Annotated in this window: 17 protein-coding genes; 2 read left to right on the forward strand and 15 right to left on the reverse strand. The window is 39.1% G+C overall.

What is annotated here, in order from left to right; translation table 11 throughout:
- Positions 1 to 58: 58 nt before the first annotated feature.
- The 4 genes from H4K35_RS00560 to H4K35_RS00575 all read right to left on the reverse strand — a co-directional run bounded on the left by H4K35_RS00560 (position 59) and on the right by H4K35_RS00575 (position 3,911).
- On the reverse strand, positions 59 to 589 hold the full coding sequence (locus tag H4K35_RS00560; protein WP_182625445.1) for a YceI family protein: 531 nt from the start codon (positions 587 to 589) through the stop codon (positions 59 to 61).
- 24 nt (positions 590 to 613) lie between these two features.
- Positions 614 to 1,345, reverse strand: coding sequence for a pirin family protein (locus tag H4K35_RS00565; RefSeq protein ID WP_182625446.1), 732 nt, complete (start codon positions 1,343 to 1,345; stop codon positions 614 to 616).
- A gap of 693 nt (positions 1,346 to 2,038) precedes the next feature.
- Positions 2,039 to 2,614, reverse strand: coding sequence for a Crp/Fnr family transcriptional regulator (locus tag H4K35_RS00570; RefSeq protein ID WP_182625447.1), 576 nt, complete (start codon positions 2,612 to 2,614; stop codon positions 2,039 to 2,041).
- 106 nt (positions 2,615 to 2,720) lie between these two features.
- Complete coding sequence (locus tag H4K35_RS00575) at positions 2,721 to 3,911, reverse strand: pyridoxal phosphate-dependent aminotransferase (RefSeq protein ID WP_182625448.1); 1,191 nt, start codon at positions 3,909 to 3,911, stop codon at positions 2,721 to 2,723.
- Positions 3,912 to 4,026: 115 nt separating this feature from the next.
- On the opposite strand from H4K35_RS00575, the gene rsmG reads away from it, so the two are divergent.
- The gene (rsmG, locus tag H4K35_RS00580) at positions 4,027 to 4,656 is read left to right on the forward strand and encodes a 16S rRNA (guanine(527)-N(7))-methyltransferase RsmG (RefSeq protein WP_182625449.1); all 630 of its coding nucleotides are present in this window, start codon (positions 4,027 to 4,029) and stop codon (positions 4,654 to 4,656) included.
- Between the two features lie 281 nt (positions 4,657 to 4,937).
- Here rsmG and H4K35_RS00585 read toward each other — a convergent pair whose 3' ends face one another.
- The 11 genes from H4K35_RS00585 to gpmI form a co-directional block, all read right to left on the reverse strand.
- A complete protein-coding gene (locus H4K35_RS00585; RefSeq protein ID WP_182625450.1) occupies positions 4,938 to 5,810 on the reverse strand; it encodes a universal stress protein in 873 nt (290 codons plus the stop codon).
- A gap of 6 nt (positions 5,811 to 5,816) precedes the next feature.
- The gene (locus H4K35_RS00590) at positions 5,817 to 7,403 is read right to left on the reverse strand and encodes a BCCT family transporter (protein ID WP_182625451.1); all 1,587 of its coding nucleotides are present in this window, start codon (positions 7,401 to 7,403) and stop codon (positions 5,817 to 5,819) included.
- A 212-nt stretch (positions 7,404 to 7,615) separates the two neighbouring features.
- Positions 7,616 to 9,241: an L-glutamate gamma-semialdehyde dehydrogenase gene (gene pruA, locus H4K35_RS00595; RefSeq protein ID WP_182625452.1), complete on the reverse strand. Its 1,626-nt coding sequence runs from the start codon at positions 9,239 to 9,241 to the stop codon at positions 7,616 to 7,618.
- Between the two features lie 98 nt (positions 9,242 to 9,339).
- Positions 9,340 to 9,726 (reverse strand): Co2+/Mg2+ efflux protein ApaG, encoded by a 387-nt coding sequence (gene apaG / locus H4K35_RS00600; RefSeq protein ID WP_182625453.1) that lies wholly within the window; start codon positions 9,724 to 9,726, stop codon positions 9,340 to 9,342.
- 18 nt (positions 9,727 to 9,744) lie between these two features.
- Complete coding sequence (locus H4K35_RS00605; protein ID WP_255492322.1) at positions 9,745 to 10,896, reverse strand: DUF5103 domain-containing protein; 1,152 nt, start codon at positions 10,894 to 10,896, stop codon at positions 9,745 to 9,747.
- A gap of 106 nt (positions 10,897 to 11,002) precedes the next feature.
- Positions 11,003 to 11,668 (reverse strand): hexitol phosphatase HxpB, encoded by a 666-nt coding sequence (gene hxpB / locus H4K35_RS00610; RefSeq protein ID WP_182625455.1) that lies wholly within the window; start codon positions 11,666 to 11,668, stop codon positions 11,003 to 11,005.
- Positions 11,669 to 11,738: 70 nt separating this feature from the next.
- Complete coding sequence (locus H4K35_RS00615; RefSeq protein ID WP_182625456.1) at positions 11,739 to 12,509, reverse strand: class I SAM-dependent methyltransferase; 771 nt, start codon at positions 12,507 to 12,509, stop codon at positions 11,739 to 11,741.
- 13 nt (positions 12,510 to 12,522) lie between these two features.
- Positions 12,523 to 13,341: a type I methionyl aminopeptidase gene (map, locus tag H4K35_RS00620; protein WP_182625457.1), complete on the reverse strand. Its 819-nt coding sequence runs from the start codon at positions 13,339 to 13,341 to the stop codon at positions 12,523 to 12,525.
- Positions 13,342 to 13,458: 117 nt separating this feature from the next.
- Positions 13,459 to 14,124: a VOC family protein gene (locus H4K35_RS00625; protein ID WP_182625458.1), complete on the reverse strand. Its 666-nt coding sequence runs from the start codon at positions 14,122 to 14,124 to the stop codon at positions 13,459 to 13,461.
- Between the two features lie 130 nt (positions 14,125 to 14,254).
- Positions 14,255 to 14,827, reverse strand: coding sequence for a hypothetical protein (locus H4K35_RS00630; RefSeq protein WP_182625459.1), 573 nt, complete (start codon positions 14,825 to 14,827; stop codon positions 14,255 to 14,257).
- A 230-nt stretch (positions 14,828 to 15,057) separates the two neighbouring features.
- The gene (gene gpmI / locus H4K35_RS00635) at positions 15,058 to 16,575 is read right to left on the reverse strand and encodes a 2,3-bisphosphoglycerate-independent phosphoglycerate mutase (RefSeq protein WP_182625460.1); all 1,518 of its coding nucleotides are present in this window, start codon (positions 16,573 to 16,575) and stop codon (positions 15,058 to 15,060) included.
- Positions 16,576 to 16,879: 304 nt separating this feature from the next.
- On the opposite strand from gpmI, the gene H4K35_RS00640 reads away from it, so the two are divergent.
- Positions 16,880 to 17,662: a murein L,D-transpeptidase catalytic domain family protein gene (locus tag H4K35_RS00640; RefSeq protein WP_182625461.1), complete on the forward strand. Its 783-nt coding sequence runs from the start codon at positions 16,880 to 16,882 to the stop codon at positions 17,660 to 17,662.
- Positions 17,663 to 17,764: the final 102 nt, after the last annotated feature.

The raw sequence follows: 17,764 nt of genomic DNA on the forward strand, positions 1-17,764 counted from the left end.
GGTGGGGGCACTTCTCCTCTCTAATTTCTCATCATCCCTTGGAATGAGCGCTTTACTGTTAGGCTAAAACAAACTGTGTTTCGATATCGAAATTAATCTCTTCGCTAACTAATAGTCCACCAGCTTCCAATGCGGTGTTCCAGTTCAAATTCCAGTCTTTTCTGTTTACTTTTCCAGTTAGGGCTAAAGCAACCTTGGCATTTCCCCAAGGGTCAATAATAACACCACTGTATTCGGCATTTAATTTAATTGTCTTGCTTACCCCATGCATGGTTAATGTTCCTTCCACGCTATAGTGTGTTTCTCCTTTTTTCTCAATTTTTGTTGAGGTAAATGTTAGCGTAGGGAATTTTTCTACGTCCAAGAAATCCGCGCTTCTCAAGTGATTATCGCGATCTGTATTGTTGGTGTCAATTGAAGCTGCTTGTGCTTCAAAATGAATGCTACTTTCTTCAAAATTGTCATTGGCCAACTGTAATGAGGCTTGATAATCTTGGAATGACCCTCTTACATTGGTAAACATCATATGTTTGATTTTGAATCCAATTAAGGAGTGTGTCGTATCAATTATCCATTTTTTAGTTTCCATTTTGTTGTTGTTTTATGTTAGTAATTATTGTAAGTAACTAGGCAATTCCATGGGTACTTCCATGAGTAATAGTTGTGCATCGGTTGTAGCGTGTACGGTTAGGTTTTCAATATCCCAAATACCGATGGCATCTCTGCGGTTCAGGCTGTGTTCGTTTACAGTAATGCTCCCCTCCAATACAAAAAGGTAAAGGCCGTTGCTATTGTCTTTTACGTTATATGTCAATTCCTTGTTTTGGTCCAGGTCAGCGCGGTGAAACCAAGCATTCTGGTGAATCCATGCTCCTGCATCATCGGGATTTGGCGATAAAATCTGATCCCAATTGTTTTTGCGATTCGCTACATCCAACGGAAGTTGTTGATATCGCGGGCTAACGTTTAGGGTATGGGGGAATAACCAGATCTGTAAGAATTCAGAGGCTTCTGTCTCACTTGGATTAAATTCACTGTGTTGTACGCCAGTACCAGCACTCATAACTTGGATTTCATTTACCTGAATGGTTTCTCCATGTCCCATGCTATCTTTATGGGCTAAGCTTCCTTTGAGTGGAATGGAGATAATTTCCATATTCTCGTGTGGATGCGTTCCAAACCCCATGCCTGGAGCAACGAAATCATCGTTCAATACACGCAGTACACCAAAGTGTACACGGTCGTTGTTTCTGTAATTCGCAAAGCTAAAGGTATGGTGTGATTTCAACCATCCGTGGTCTGCATGACCTCTCGTATCTGCTGGGTATAAAATATAGTTGTTCATAGCTGTATTAATTTTGTTATACAAATGTACAGCTAATCAAGGGGTTAGTCGCTTAATGTAGGTTAAGAAATAGGAGGTGGGAAACCGAAACTCTGTGAAGATTCATCGAAGATCGAAACAAAGAACATAGAAATCTGTGCGGTTTGTGCGGTTTGTGCGGTGCTCGGTTTGTGCGGTTTGCTCGGTTTGCTCGGTGCGCGGTTTGTTTAGTCTCTTCGTTTATAAGATAATTGCACTTTACAAAGTACAAAGAGCGAAGTGCAAAGAGCGAAGATTCACCGAAGATCGAAACAAAGAACATAGAATTCTGTGCGGTTTGCTCGGTTTGCTCGGTGCGCGGTTTGTGCGGTTTGTGCGGTTTGTGCGGTTTGCTCGGTTTGCTCGGTGCGCGGTTTGTTTAGTCTCTTCGTTTATAAGATAATTGCACTTTACAAAGTACAAAGTACAAAGAGCGAAGTACAAAGAGCGAAGTGCAAAGAGCAAAGAGTGAAGATTCACCGAAGATCGAAACAAAGAACATAGAATTCTGTGCTGTTTGCTCGGTTTGCTCGGTGCGCGGTTTGTTTAGTCTCTTCGTTTATAAGATAATTGCACTTTACAAAGTACAAAGTACAAAGTACAAAGAGCGAAGTGCAAAGAGCAAAGTGCAAAGAGATAATGGGGTTACACTACCTTGTCTTTTCAAATGCTACACTACTTCATAAGCATTCGCTTCTTTAGCTTACTAAAGAATTCGGGTGTTATTCCCAAATAGGATGCGATTTGTTTTTGAGGAAGGCAGTGTTTGATCTCGGGAAAACGCTCACAGAATCGTTCGTATCGCTCTTCTGCGGTTAGAGATAGGTTATCCATCAAACGCTGTTGATTGGCGATCAGGGAGCGCTCAATCAAGATGCGAAAGTAGCGTTCCATTTTGGGTACTTGATCAAAGAGGTCGAGTTGTTGTTCTCGTGTTAAGGTGAGTACCATAGCATCTTCCACGACTTCAATATAGGAATTGCCTGGTTTCTGTGAGAGGAAGCTGTACATATCCGCTATCCACCATCCATTGGTAGCAAAGCTAACGGTGTGTTCAACAATTTGATCATCAACAAAGTAGTTGCGCAATATTCCCGAAACTACAAAGGTAGAGTTATAGCATATTTCTCCTTCTAACAAGAGTTTCTCTTTTGCGCTATATCGATGGGATTCAAAGGAATCCAACACCACTTTTTGTTCTATTTCGGTTAGGTTAACATGCTTCGCAATGCTTTCTAGTAATATATCCACAACAATTAGTTTAGTAGATAAAAATACACTTTTTATTTGATACCTGCACAAAAAAAGCACCTATACAGGGTATAGATGCTTTGGTTGTATTCTATTTTTTTCGGCTTTATTGTAAAGCTTGCTTCATTCGCTTTAAGGCTTCTGTCAATTGGTCTTCGCTTGTTGCATAAGAAAGGCGGATACAGTTTGGATTTCCGAATGCATCACCTGTAACAGTTGCAACATGGGCTTTATCTAGTAAATACATCGATAAATCATCTGCGTTATTAATGGTTACACCTTGTAGGGTTTTCCCAAAGAAAGACGATACATCAGGGAATAGATAGAAGGCTCCATCCGGGACGTTAACTTTAACGCCTGGGATTTCTCTTAGCAATTGAACCACTAAATCTCTTCGGTTTCTAAATGCTTGTACCATGTCTTTTAAAACGCTAGGATCAGCATTTACAGCAGCGATGGTTGCGCGTTGTGCAATGGTATTGGCTCCTGATGTCACTTGTCCTTGCATTTTAGCACATGCTTTGGCAATGAATTCTGGCGCTCCAATATAACCAATACGGTAACCCGTCATAGCAAAGGCTTTTGAAATACCGTTCACCGTTATGGTGCGGTCAATTAAATTGCCGATTGAACCAATACTGCAATACGCACTTCCAAAATTAATGTGTTCGTAAATTTCATCCGACAGGATGTAAATAGAAGGGTGTTTATCAAGAACGGCTGCAATAGCTTCTAATTCGGCTTTATTGTACACAGATCCACTAGGATTACATGGTGAACTAAACCAAATCATTTTCGTTTTTGGTGTAATAGCCTCTTGTAATTGTTGAGGGGTAATTTTAAAATCGGTGTCAATGGTCGTTGGAACTTCCACAGGTACACCTGCCGCGATTTTTACAATTTCAGCATAACTAACCCAAAAAGGAGCAGGAATGATTACTTCATCTCCAGGATTGATCAACGCTTGTGCTACATTGAATAACGCTTGCTTTGCCCCTGTAGATACGACAATCTGATTGGGCGTATAGGCTAAATTATTATCTCTTTTAAATTTGTTGCTGATCGCTTGTCTTAGCTCTAAATATCCTTCAACGGGAGGGTATTTACTATAATTATCTTTGATCGCTTGAATAGCTGCTTCTTTGATAAAGTCAGGTGTATTAAAATCGGGTTCACCAAGACTCAAGCTGATAATGTCTATTCCTTGTTCTTTTAGCTCGCGAGCCTTTGCGGCCATCGCTAAAGTCTGTGAAGTTGTAAGATTGTTGATTCTATCTGATAGAACTTGAGTTTTCATAGGTATTAAATACATTTAAATAGTATCACCCAAAGGTAAGTATAATAAATCTATATTATCGTTAAGGGGGCCTTATTTACCAAGAAAAAAAGCTATTTTTGTCAAAACTTTTGAAATGGAAGAAATTTTAAAATATTTCCCTAATTTAACTCCAGAACAGATCTCGCAATTTGAGCAATTGGAAGGGGTGTATAACGAATGGAATGCGAAGATTAACGTTATTTCTCGAAAAGATATACACGAATTATATGTGAAGCATGTATTGCATTCTTTAGGTATCGCCAAGGTGATGGAATTTGTTCCAGGTAGCCATGTGCTGGACGTTGGTACGGGAGGTGGTTTTCCGGGTATTCCATTGGCTATTATGTTTCCAGAAACGAAGTTCTACTTGATTGACATCATCGCTAAGAAAATTCGCGTAGTCAATGAAGTTGTCCAAGCATTGGGACTTAAAAATGTGATAGCGGAACAAAAAAGAGCCGAAACAGTAGACGAGAAATTTGATTTTATTGTAAGCCGCGCCGTAACTAATATGCCTGATTTTGTGAAGTGGATTCGACACAAAACGAAAAAGGAAAATAAGCACGAATTTGAAAATGGAATCTTATACTTAAAAGGGGGTGACCTAACGGAAGAACTACAAGATTTTCCCAAAGCCGTACAATTTGACTTAAGTCATATTTTTGATGATGAATTCTTTGAGACGAAGAAGGTCGTGTATTTACCATTGAAATATAAAGGATAAATGGAGATAGGTGGATTTATCCTATAAAAAAAGGTTCGGTCTTTGGATGAAGATCGAACCTTTTTTTTGTTCTTTGTTTTTTGCTTTTTGCTTTTTGCTCTTTGCACTTCGCTCTTTGTTTTTTTGAAGAAATACCTCTTTGTAAAGCGCAATTATCTTATAAACGAAGAGACTGTACAAACCGCGCACCGAGCAAACCGCACAAACCGCACAAACCGAGCAGACCGCGCACCTTACAAACCGCACATCGTACAAACCGCGCGAATCTCACCGCGCATTTCTCATTTAATCGGCTTGACAAACAACAAACAGGTATCTGTTGGTCGGTGTAGCAAGTGATTGGCTACACTACCCAGAATAATATCTTTGATTCCTGTAGATCCTTTTACTCCTAAAATCATTAAATCAGCTTTTTTATTTTTGGCGTAAGCGATTAATGCAGCTGAAATATTTTGATTTTTAGCGGGAATAATTTCAATATCGGTATAGTGTGGATATTGTTTGTTCCACTTTTCTTCTTTTTCTTTGATGTCTTCCAAGGATATTTTGTCCAGCTCTTTTTCGGTCATCATGGGCAAATAGCTCCAATACGATTTTGATATATGAACCGCCGAGTGCTTGATGCGTTGTCCTTTGGAGTTGTTTTTAAATCGATCTGCCCAAAGCATAATGGAATTCGTATAGCGGGAGAAGTCAATGGCGTCAATGACCGTTTCTATTGGCACTTGAAAAGTCTCGGGAACGAGTAAGGTAGCGCCAGGTAAGATGCGGACTAACTTATTTGCTAAGGCGCCTGTACCGTTTAGTTTTTGTTTATTTCCCAAGACTAAGAGGTCGTAGTTGCTCTTCTTGGCTACTGCAGTAAAAGCAATTTCTGAATAATTCTCTACGGTTACTAGAATATCATGCGCATAGGTGATTTCCGTGCTTGCTATTTGGTCTTCCACTCTTTTCACAATCCTTTTTTGGATGAGTTCAAGTTGGTCTTTTTGAATTAATTCTTTGGGTAGTTCGCCTAATTTCAGATTGTGAATGAAGGTAATTTTTTCTACGTTGAGAATGTGATCGAGTATTTTGGCGTATTGGATGAGGTATTGATCCATTTCTGAGAGATCCAAGCCAATGAGTATGTGTAGTGCTTTGTTAGTTTCCATGTGTTGTTATTTTTGCTGTTCTTCAATTAGATCCGAAATAATTTCTTTGTAACTTCTTTCCTCTTTAGATTTGAGTTGTTTTGCCTTTTTATTCAGCTCATCTTGCAATCCTTTTTGCAAGCTGTAACACATGAGGAGTAAGATTACAGCAAAGGGGAGTCCAGTAATAATAACGGCGGTTTGCAAGGCGTCTAATCCACCGCCCCACAGGAGGACAATGGCGATAAACCCTTGTAAGAAAGACCAGAATACGCGTTGCCAAACGGGGGTATTTCCTTCACTTCCTGAAGTAATATTATCAATTACTAACGAACCAGAATCTGAGGAAGTAATAAAAAAGGAAAAAATAAGGATAATAGCCACGATAGACAAAAAGCTAGTAAAGGGAAAGTTTTCCAAGAAAACAAATAGGGCGGTTGATATATCTTCTTTTACTGCGTGTACCATAGTCATATCACCCGATAAGATGGTATGAAGTGCACTGCCTCCGAATACATTCATCCAAAGCAGGGTAATGAGCCCTGGAACGATTAACACCCCTAGGACAAACTCCTTTATGGTTCTTCCTTTGGAGATACGGGCAATAAAACTACCGACGAATGGCGACCATGCGATCCACCAAGCCCAGTAGAAAATCGTCCAAATGTTTTGCCATCCGGAACCTTGGTAGGTATCGTTCCACGTACTGATATCAATGAAATTTGCCAAATAGGATCCTGTGTTTTGGACGTAGCCTTTTAGGATAAATAGCGTTGGACCCAAAACGAAGATTAAGAGCATAAAACCTGAGGCCATGTACATGTTGACATTACTCAACAGTTTTACCCCTTTATCAAGTCCTGAGAACACAGAGATGGTTGCAATACTAATAACGCCAATGATAATTCCCGCTTGCATGAGGGGAGATATCTCCCAGCCGTAGAGGTATTCTAATCCAGCTGTAATTTGGGTTACTCCCAATCCTAATGAAGTAGATAGTCCAAAAACGGTAGCTAGTGCAGAGAGAATGTCAATGGTATGTCCCCACCAGCCGTGAATTTTTTCTTTTAGGAAAGGATAGAGTAGGGAACGGAAGGTCATAGGCAGCTTGCGATTGAAGCTAAAAAAGGCTAAAGCCAATCCGACGATCGCATAAATGGCCCATGCATGTAATCCCCAGTGTAAGCTGGTAAATTCCATTGCTTGGATGGCGGAATCAATATCGCTATCTGTTGGTCTAGGTGGGTTGAAAAAATGGGAAACAGGCTCTCCAATACTAAAGAACATGATTCCGATTCCCATACCCGTACTAAAGAGCATAGCAAACCAAGAAGGTTTAGAGAATTCCGGTTCGGCATCATCTCCACCAAGACGGATATTGCCGTATTTGCCAAAGGCTAAAAACAAAGCGAAAATGAGAATTACATTAACGGTAAGGATAAAAAACCAACCAAAATTTTCTGTAACGGCCAATTGCCCGATATGGAACCAATCACCAACTTTATTGGGGAATAGTAAACAGACCGCAATTAGCAAGAAAATTAAAAATAGGGAGGTGGTAAAAACAGGTGGATTGATCACCAGTTGTTTCTTTTCTAGTAATTTTTTAAACATGAGTTATATTTTATTGTTCATAAGTATAACCCAGTACTTTAGGAATAAAAAAGGATCTTTTTCTTCTGAAAAAGAATAAAAGCAAAATATAAAAGTATTTTTTACTTAATCGTGATAGGGTTTATTGATGTGATAAACCTGATTCGATCCCAATAAAAAGCACTGAATTGTGAATGAAAAAGGCGGTCTTTTGAAACCGCCTTTTATAAGAATTATCCTAAGAAAGGATATTTGTAGTCTTTTGCAGGAACAAATGTTTCTTTAATTGTTCTTGGCGATACCCAACGCAATAAGTTCAAGATAGAACCTGCTTTGTCATTTGTACCAGAAGCTCTTGCTCCACCAAATGGTTGTTGACCTACAACAGCCCCTGTTGGTTTGTCGTTGATATAGAAGTTACCCGCAGAGTTTACGAGTGCTTCTGTAGCTTCTGCAATTGCATAACGACATTGAGAGAAGATAGCTCCAGTTAAGGCATAAGCTGAAGTTTCATCTACTAATTTCAATGTTTCTGTCCATTTTGCATCTTCATATACATAAATCGTCAATACAGGACCGAATAATTCCGTTTCCATTGTATCGTATTTCGGATTAGAAGTTAAGATAACCGTTGGCTCTACAAAGTAGCCTACTGATTTATCGTATTTTCCTCCTAATACTACTTCTGCATCTGGCGCTGCTTTAGCTGCTTCAATTGCTTTTGCTAATTTGTCAAAAGAACTTTCAGAAATTACAGAAGAAACAAAGTTAGACGGATCTTCAGGAGATCCCATTTTGATTGACGCTAAGTCAGCTGCCATATAATCTTTTACTTGAGACCATAAAGAAGCAGGGATATACGCTCTTGAAGCAGCAGAACATTTTTGTCCTTGGTATTCGAAAGCTCCTCTTGTTAAAGCAACTGCAACTTCTTTTGGACAAGAAGATGGATGTGCTAACACATAGTCTTTTCCACCTGTTTCCCCAACGATTCTAGGGTAGGTTTTATAGTTGTTGATGTTTTGTCCGATTTTAGTCCACATGCTGTTGAAAACACCAGTAGATCCTGTAAAGTGGATACCAGCGAAATCTGGACTTGCTAATAGTGTATCTGTAATCATCGCTGAATCTCCGTAAACTACGTTGATTACACCGTCAGGTAAACCTGCTAATTTGAATACTTCAACGATTACTCTAGCAGAATAAATCTGTGTAGCAGAAGGTTTCCAAACCACTACGTTCCCCATCATTGCAACGGAAGACGGTAAGTTTCCAGAAATTGCCGTAAAGTTAAATGGAGTAATAGCATATACGAATCCTTCTAAAGGTCTGTGCTCTAGTCTATTCCAAACTCCATCTACAGATAGAGGCTGTTCTGAATAGATTTGCGTCATATATTCTACGTTGAATCTCAAGAAATCAATAAACTCACAAGCAGAATCAATTTCAGCTTGGTGCAGGGTTTTTGCTTGAGCGATCATAGTAGCGGCGTTGATCTTAGCGCGGTAAGGACCAGCTAATAATTCAGCAGCTTTTAAGAAAATAGCAGCTCTGTGCTCCCAAGGCATTACAGCCCATTTCTTTTTTGCTTCTAGTGCAGTTGAAATTGCTTTTTCAACTAGCGCTTTGTCCGCTTGGTGATAAACACCTAATTTATGTTTATGATCGAAAGGAGGGAATAAGTCTTTTGTATTTCCAGTTCTGATTTCCTCTCCACCAATGTATAATGGAATATCAACTAATTGGCTATATTGCTCTTTGAAAGAGTTCAAAGTCAATTCTCTCTCTTGCGTTCCTGGCGCATATGATTTTACAGGCTCATTAATCGCACTTGGAACTTTGTAGAATCCTTTTGACATAATGTACTTTTTTTCGGGTTTATTAAAAAATATAAATACAAAGGTAACTAATTTTACTCGAATTACAGGTTATCATTCACTAGTTTAACTTAAACTCACTAGTTTAAAATAAAAGGAGCAACGAGCTTAAAAAAGGGGATTTCAACAGCAATCATCTGTTGATCTTCGGTGCGTATTACGTTGTAATAGCCCTGCATAGCTCCTGAAGTTGAGGTTAATACACAACCACTGCTATAGGTGTATTTTTCATTGGGCAAAATAAAGGGTTGTTCTCCTACAACTCCCAAGCCTTCTACAATTTCTTTGGCTTGAAGGGAATCGTATATTTCCCAATGACGCGAGTGAATCTGAATCGTCGAATCACTCTGATTTTCGATGGTAATCTCATAACTAAAAGCAAATTGCATACTATTGCTTCGCTGAAAAAAACCTTCATACAGTGTTTCTACAGATACCTGTATTCCTTTGGTTTGCTTTGATACCATAATACTAGCTTTTTGTTTTTAATACGTTATTTGTTCAGCATTTGCTTCTGCAAAACCAATCACGCGATCATATAAATCATTCCCTCCTCTGTAATATACTAAAACTTGATATTTATTTGTGGTTAAGGCCTGATTGCCATCTGGATTGTGTTCTGTGCTGACTTTGCCATTTTTAACAGCTGTAATATTGTAGTTGGTAAACCCTTGCTTAATGAGAATCGCCTTTTCAAAACGATCGGTTTCCGCGTTGTATTCCAACAAATGTTCTGGGGTTAACTCGTAATTGTTGAACATTCCCGTGATGTAATACGCCAGGTCTTTGTCTTCAGAAATCGGTTGAAAAACAAAGTATACCCAGCTGTATTCGGCTTCGATATTTGCATTTTTACCGTATATGTTGCGCACTTTAAACGATCCGTTAATATCGGGATAATAGGAATATTTTTTGTCTAACCAACCCGTAATTGGATATAGATTCGTGCGATACATGTCGTTTTCTCTACCGTTAAAAAAAATCATATTATTGGTTTGCTTCAAATCGCTATTGTCAAAATAACGAAATTGATTGGCTCCCCAAAAACTGGTTTCTTGGTCGTATTTGTAAATCAAATCTGTACCTATGGTGTATTGTGGCGGAATTTTGGTGATATAGGAATCCCAACGGCCATTTTGAAATAGGGCTATTTTTACAGTTGAAGTTGGATTTTGATAGGGTTGTTCCCCCAATTTAATCGTAAGTTCTAATGTTTGTTTTGTGTCGATATAGGTAAGGTCGCGCATTCGTTTCACTTGTGCTGCTACGCTTACTTGATTTTCATAGAGGACAAATTTACGTCGGATTACGACTTGGTTATCCTCATCGTAAATTTCCAAGATGTAATTGCCACTTTTGGTAATGCGATAAACCGAATTCGGCAGTGTTAATTTGTAATGGCTATACATTTGTAGCGTATTAAACGAATTTTCATACTGTTGAATACGCTGATTTTCCATGCCTTGTATATATTCAATCGGTCGCAGTTGTGACGGAGTCCAATCGTAATTATACGCCTGTACGCGATAGTAGTAGTTCCCTTCATCTCCGTATAAATCGTCAAATTCAATGGAAAAGCTTTCGTTTAGAGGAAAGAAAGGTACTTCTGCTTTATCGTTTTTGATAAAGGCAGTCATCTTAATGTAATTAGCTGTAAAATCTTGTGTTTTTTGAGCGTAGATCAATGACGTACAAAAAAATAAAAGGAATAGCCAATTCTTGTTTAGCATGAGCATGACAGGATTAAAGGGTTACGTGATTTAAAGCTAAGAAATTTTCTTTAAATTCATTTAAGTCAACAAGTTTTCTGTCGGCTAAATCAAATTTAGGGTCGTGGAAAAACGGTGATTCAGGGACGACAAAGACGGTCATTTCAGCGCGTTTCCCAGCGGTTGCTCCTGTAAAAGAGTCTTCGACAACCAAACACTGATGGGGTTTACTGTTTAGGTTTGCAGCGGCTCTTAGGTAAACATCGGGTTGAGGTTTGCCCTGAGGTACATCCAATGCGGACACCGTGGTTTGAAAAAAAGAGGCGATATCCAATCGTGTGAGTACTGTCTGAATCAACGATGGTGTTGAATTCGTTGCTAAGCCGATCTTAATACCTTCGGCTTTCAAAAAGCGCAAGGTATCGCGTACGCCGACTTTGATTTCTCCTTCTTGGCGAATTAACTCATCCACGCGGTCAATAACCGCTTGTTCAACTTCCGCTAGTGTTTTGCCTTCCCACGGGAATAATTGGTACCAAAGTGCTGTGACTGCTCGGGTGGTCTGTCCTGTAGTTTGATGGGCAATTTCCTCACTCCATCGACAACCTACAGCAGTAAAAACTTCTTTTTCTGCTTGTTGCCAAAATTTTTCGGAGTCAATTAAAACGCCATCCATGTCAAAAAGTACGGTCGTGATCATCGTTATCTAAGTAAACTAATAATATAGCTGTACGAAGATACGCAAAACAGATAGAATGAAAAAGGAAGGCTTAGTCTGCTTTAAAACAAATGGGGATAATCTCTCCTGGGGCTAAGCAATAGCGATCTATTTCCTCAGGCGATAGTTTTTGGGTATAATCTTCTTCGACTACAGTAAAACCAATGTTGCGCAATTTGTCAAAATAGTCCAAACCATATACGCGCACATGGTCATATTGACCAAAAATTCGCGTGCGTTCTTTAGGGTCGGTAATACTGTCATCTTGGAAAGTCAAGGTGCGATTTAAGTCTTGAGGCACTTGAAAAATACCCATTCCTCCTGGTTTGAGGATGCGGTAAAGCTCTTGCATGGCTTTGGTATCATCAGGGATGTGTTCCAAGACGTGGTTGCACAAAATGATATCAAAGGAATGGTCGGCAAACGGAAGGTTACAGATATCTGCTTTGACGTCTGCCAAAGGCGATTCCAAATCGGTTGTGGTATAGGTTAAATTTGCTTGTTTTTTGAAGCGCTTGTAAAAAGCTTGTTCAGGAGCAAAGTGTAAGACCTGATGGGGGGCCGTGAAAAAATTGGTTTCCCGCTGTAGATACAACCACAACAAACGGTGGCGTTCTAGTGATAAGGTGCTAGGTGATAATACATTGTTTCGCTGAGTCGCATAACCATAGGGAAGAAAACTCTTAAAACTCTTGCCGTCAATTGGATCTGTATAGCGATCACCCTTGAGGTACCAAGCAAAAATGGGTCGAACAACATAACTCAACCGAATTAAAATCGGTCGAGGTATAATGTTCAGTATTGTTTTGAAAAGTTTCTTCATTAGCAGAAATGAATTATAAAACTAAAGGATTAGCTCTAAACTCATCTTCTTCGTTGCTTTGGATACCCAAGGCTTGGTAAATGTATTGGAAGGTAGAAAGTAATTCGGGTTTACCGTTTACAAGGGCTACATCGTGCTCAAAGTGAGCCGATGGCTTTCCGTCACGGGTAACGATAGTCCATCCATCATTTAGCTGTTTGATGTTTCTCGTTCCCAGATTAATCATAGGTTCGATAGCTACCACCATACCTTCAACGAATTTTTTTCCTCTTCCTGGTTTACCGTAGTTTGGCATTTCAGGAGCTTCGTGCATTTTAGTACCTAATCCGTGTCCAACTAATTCGCGAACAACCGTATAACCTTCTTTTTCACAGTAACGTTGAATCGCACTTCCCACATCTTCTACGCGATTTCCTAATTTGAATTCGCGAATCCCTACGTATAGCGATTCTTTAGTGATTTGCAATAAACGCTTTGTTTCTGGTGCCACTTCTCCTACTTCAAAAGTATAGGCGTGATCCCCGTAGTAGCCATTCATAATGGTACCACAGTCAATTGAAACGATGTCACCTTCAACGATAGGTTTGTCTGTAGGTAATCCGTGAACAATTTGCTCATTCACGCTGGTTAAGATGCTTGATGGGCATCCGTATAGTCCTTTAAATCCCGGTACTGCACCGTGATCTCTGATGAATTCTTCTGCTTTTTTATCTAATTCTAAAGTCGTTACTCCTGGCTTTAGCTCTGTTGCAAGCATCCCTAATGTTTTAGAAACTAAAAGGGCACTTTGTCTCATCAACTCAATTTGTTCTAGAGTTTTTGGAATGATCATACTTTATTTATTTAAGAAAGACAAAATTACGCTATTCCACTGAATCTAAAAAATCAAACAAAACGGATTTTGTAGAAATACGCGATTTCTATCTTCTTGAGCAACAAAATCTTTGGATTACGCCCAGTCTAAGGTTTGAATTGTATGTAGCTGTCCTTCCACTTCTACTTGAATCGTAGCGGGGCTTCGTTGGGCTAAAACATCCGTAGGGTACCACGTTCTAGTCGGAGTTACTAAGATGAGCAAACCGTCATCATCTCCTAAGGCACAGAATTCAGCTAGGGGAGTGGCTTTAGAAAAGAAGTCCACCCCTATTTGTTGTTGAATGGCTTCTCCTGTGGCGATTGGCTTTTTCGTAATTAATCCGATTTCGCTAATGTTCAACATTTCTTTAGGTGAAAAGGGAACTGATTTTTGGACTTGTGTATCTTCTCTTGCAATAAACTCCAACAAGTTTCCATTCTTGTCCCAGAAGTAAATGGATTGCGCTTTCCAAGTATCAAAATAGGTAATTGTTTCGTCTTTAGGCGAAGGAAGTAGTGGAATACCCGCTGCTTGTGCCCATTCAATGGCTTGGCTTAAGTGATTGGTTGCAATATTGAAGGCAAAGTGATATTGGGCTTTCGTTGTTGGTTTGGCACTAAACGTCAGTTGGGTATCGCCCGCTTGGAAACGAATTTCCCCTGTTGTTTGTTTCAAAATTTCTAAACCTAGGGTTTCACCGTAAAATTCAAGGATTGTATCTACGTTATTTGCTTCTAATTGTAAGTCTAGTATTTTCATAAGTCTCTTTGTTTTTGTTTAAAGTAAAGATACGTGGAGAATCATTGTTATACTCAGGGATGGCATTGTATAACCTGATAAATAGATAAAGAAAAACAATTAAAATAGAGCAGAAAAGTACTTTAAATCGTTACTGTTGGACGAATGGAGGTTTTAGCAGTAATAAGTCATTAGTGTGTTGGGTGAGTTTTCCCTTTTCAAAGGCGTATAGACTCGCATAGTCTCCTTTGACTAGGGCTTGTGCATCTGCTTCATTTTGAAGTAAATCTAGGCGGAAACGCTTGTTGTATTTTCCATACATGTTGGAATTATAGGCTTTGTGGTTGACAATATACAAAGGCGTATTCACCTGTTGGATATAGGTAGCTCCCAGATTATAATAACTCGTAGTGACAAAATAGAGCTTATATCCATTTTCGTCTGCCCATCGTTTGAACGTGGCTAAGGGATAACAGGTAGGCCCACTACAACCATTGGCAAATAGATAGACCAATACTTTGTCTTGTTGTTCAAACTGTTGGCGAATTTGTTCTCCCGTGATGGTATAAAAATGATTGGGAAGGGTATCTTTTCCAACTTCATAGGGACTGATATGGGAGTGAGCTGCTGGATCTAATTTTTTATAGTCGCTGGTAAGTCCAGCAATTTGTATACAAGAGGTACACAAAAGAAGTAAGGATAAAAGCGCGAGTGATTTTGCCATGGTTTGTCTTTTAGACGGTTAGTAAGTAGACGAATATATAAAAATAAAGGCTGTCTTTTTCGGACAACCTTTATTTTATCATTTTAATGTCAGTATAATGTGAGCATACTGCGTCCATTGTGTGTCTATAGGAAGGGCTTGATTTAATAGTGTCACTATGGACTCACTATGGAGTCACTATGGACTCACTTCAAAGAAAACCCATCTCACTTTCGCACGGTGTTCGTTGTTTATACTAACGAATGTCTGGTCATCTCTTCAGGTTGTGGCAAGCCCATCAACTTTAGAATAGTTGGAGCAATATCACCTAAAATACCGTGATTGATGGTTTTAATATCTTTGTCTACTAAGATGATTGGCACTGGGTTTGTGGTATGAGCCGTATTGGGTGTTCCATCTTCATTGAGCATGGTTTCACAGTTTCCGTGATCGGCTAATACGATGGTGGTATAATCATTGGCCAAAGCAGCTTCGATGACTTCTTTGACACATTGATCCACTGCTTCACAAGCTTTGATTGCTGCTTCCATAACGCCAGTATGTCCAACCATATCGCCATTGGCAAAGTTTAAACATACGAAGTCCACTTCGCCTTTTTGTAACTCTGGAAGTAAGGCGTCTTTTAAATCAAAGGCACTCATCTCCGGTTGTAAGTCGTAGGTTGCCACTTTAGGAGAAGGGCAAAGGATGCGTTGTTCGCCTTCAAAAGGAAATTCTCTTCCACCAGAGAAGAAGAATGTCACGTGTGGGTATTTTTCTGTTTCCGCAATTCGAATTTGCTTCTTGCCATTTTTGGAGATGATTTCGCCAAGGGTTTGGTGTAAATTCTCTTTATCGTATACTACATGTACGTTTTTATAAGTATCGTCGTAGTTGGTTAACGTCACGAAATACAACGGCAAGGCTTTCATGTGGTGTTCTGGATAATTTTCTTGTGAGAGCACTTGTGTTAACTCACGACCGCGGTCTGTGCGGAAGTTGAAGAAAATTACTACGTCATCTGGGGCGATTGTCGCAATGGGATGGCTGTCTTGATCCACCATAACAATCGGCTCGATAAACTCATCGGTAATGCCGTTGGCATAACTTGCTTCTACAGTTTTCACTGCATCTGTAGCGTGGATTCCTTTGCCTTCTACTAAGAGATGGTAGGCTTTGGCTACTCGTTCCCATCGTTTATCGCGATCCATCGCATAATAACGACCGATAACAGAAGCGAGTTTTGCTGGTGAATACGCCAAGTGATCCATTAAGTTAGCTAGGTGTTTGACTCCAGATTTAGGGTCTACATCGCGTCCATCCGTAAAGGCGTGAACAAACAAATCTTGTAAGCCATAGTCTACTGCAGCTTCAACTAGTCCGTATAAATGCTTCTCATGGGAGTGTACACCACCATCAGATAACAAACCTAAGAAGTGCACTTTTTTATTGTTGGCTTTGGCATATGCAAAAGCAGCTTGTAATTCGGGTTCTTGTGCAATTGTTTTATTTTCAACTGCCATGTTGATTTTTACTAAATCTTGGTAGACGATACGACCAGCACCTAAGTTCATGTGGCCTACTTCCGAATTTCCCATCTGTCCTTCGGGAAGGCCTACATTTAATCCATCTGTCAATACATACGTATTGGGATATTGGCTGTATAAGCGATCAATGAAAGGTGTATGAGCATGTGCAATGGCTGAAACTTTCGGGTCTTGTGTTTTTCCCCAGCCATCGAGTATCATTAAGATTACTTTTTTATTCATAGTTGTATTTTTAGTAGTTTGATTCCAATCAATAGACAAATTTACAGATTGTATTTTGAACACCTATCGTTCTAGGGTAGATTCCTGCATTTTATTTTCTCAACAGTATGGGACTCAGCTGTATGATCGGTGATGTTTGCAAATTGTCACTTTTTTGAAAAAAAACTTTTACAAATCAAAAGCTCTCATTAAAAAAAACACAATTATTTGCTTACTTCTATGATTATCATTTGTTTGGTAGAAATATTTTTTTTATTTTTACGACTTTGAAATTATAAATAATCCCTTTAGAAAAATCTGAATCATGAATTATAAGCAGTGGATAGTGGCTTCAATAGCTTTGGTATTAGTTGGTGCAGGTATTGCAAAAAATTCAATACAATTTGAGATTCCATCCCTTCAGTTAGACGCTGATACACCGGATGAAACAGATAAAACAGAAGAAGTAGCACATATAGAAAAAGTTGAACTAACGGCAGAAGAGCGATTTGCGTTGAAGGCAAATGCGTTGTTCCAGACGTTGGATTTGAATGAGTTTAATGCGCCTTCAGAAAAAGTATTTACAATGGCTTTAAAGGGCTATTACAAAATGGAAGAAGAAGGGATTTTAAAAAACAATAAACTTACCATCGTTGACTTTAGTGTTTCTTCTACGCAAAAGCGTTTATGGGTGATTGATATGGAGGAAAATGCCGTTGTTTTAGAATCGGTAGTTGCCCATGGAAAGCGTACAGGAGATGAATTTGCAACAGCCTTTTCTAATCGCATTAATTCGCATATGAGCAGTTTAGGATTTTATAAAACAGGGGAAACTTACCAAGGAATTAATGGATTCTCCCTGCGTTTAGATGGATTGGAAAAAGGAATCAACGACAATGCAAGAACGCGTGCTATTGTTGTGCATGGTGCAGATTATGCTTCGCCTTCTTTGGCTTTAAAACAAGGTAGATTGGGTAGAAGCTATGGATGTCCTGCTGTTCCCAATGAAGTAAATAAAGAATTAATTGAATTGATCAAAGATGAATCGTGTTTATTCATCTATTCTTCTCAACAAGATTATTTAAAACGATCAAAGTTTTTAATCTAGCTCTTACCTAGAAATAGAGAAAAAATGCCTGTCAATGTTTATCCTTGACAGGCATTTTTTTTTTAGTGTTCGACAAAAAAAAAGAAAAGAAAAAAAGTGATT

This window comes from Myroides sp. NP-2 (genome assembly GCF_014145665.1).
GTDB lineage: Bacteria > Bacteroidota > Bacteroidia > Flavobacteriales > Flavobacteriaceae > Flavobacterium.

Excerpts from the sequence above, each read along its gene's own strand:
- H4K35_RS00560 (WP_182625445.1), bottom strand. The coding sequence starts at position 589 with ATGGAAACTAAAAAATGGATAATTGATACGACACACTCCTTAATTGGA.
- H4K35_RS00565 (WP_182625446.1), bottom strand. The coding sequence starts at position 1,345 with ATGAACAACTATATTTTATACCCAGCAGATACGAGAGGTCATGCAGAC.
- H4K35_RS00575 (WP_182625448.1), bottom strand. The coding sequence starts at position 3,911 with ATGAAAACTCAAGTTCTATCAGATAGAATCAACAATCTTACAACTTCA.
- rsmG (WP_182625449.1), top strand. The coding sequence starts at position 4,027 with ATGGAAGAAATTTTAAAATATTTCCCTAATTTAACTCCAGAACAGATC.
- H4K35_RS00585 (WP_182625450.1), bottom strand. The coding sequence starts at position 5,810 with ATGGAAACTAACAAAGCACTACACATACTCATTGGCTTGGATCTCTCA.
- H4K35_RS00590 (WP_182625451.1), bottom strand. The coding sequence starts at position 7,403 with ATGTTTAAAAAATTACTAGAAAAGAAACAACTGGTGATCAATCCACCT.
- pruA (WP_182625452.1), bottom strand. The coding sequence starts at position 9,241 with ATGTCAAAAGGATTCTACAAAGTTCCAAGTGCGATTAATGAGCCTGTA.
- apaG (WP_182625453.1), bottom strand. The coding sequence starts at position 9,726 with ATGGTATCAAAGCAAACCAAAGGAATACAGGTATCTGTAGAAACACTG.
- H4K35_RS00605 (WP_255492322.1), bottom strand. The coding sequence starts at position 10,896 with ATGACTGCCTTTATCAAAAACGATAAAGCAGAAGTACCTTTCTTTCCT.
- hxpB (WP_182625455.1), bottom strand. The coding sequence starts at position 11,668 with ATGATCACGACCGTACTTTTTGACATGGATGGCGTTTTAATTGACTCC.
- H4K35_RS00615 (WP_182625456.1), bottom strand. The coding sequence starts at position 12,509 with ATGAAGAAACTTTTCAAAACAATACTGAACATTATACCTCGACCGATT.
- map (WP_182625457.1), bottom strand. The coding sequence starts at position 13,341 with ATGATCATTCCAAAAACTCTAGAACAAATTGAGTTGATGAGACAAAGT.
- H4K35_RS00625 (WP_182625458.1), bottom strand. The coding sequence starts at position 14,124 with ATGAAAATACTAGACTTACAATTAGAAGCAAATAACGTAGATACAATC.
- H4K35_RS00630 (WP_182625459.1), bottom strand. The coding sequence starts at position 14,827 with ATGGCAAAATCACTCGCGCTTTTATCCTTACTTCTTTTGTGTACCTCT.
- gpmI (WP_182625460.1), bottom strand. The coding sequence starts at position 16,575 with ATGAATAAAAAAGTAATCTTAATGATACTCGATGGCTGGGGAAAAACA.
- H4K35_RS00640 (WP_182625461.1), top strand. The coding sequence starts at position 16,880 with ATGAATTATAAGCAGTGGATAGTGGCTTCAATAGCTTTGGTATTAGTT.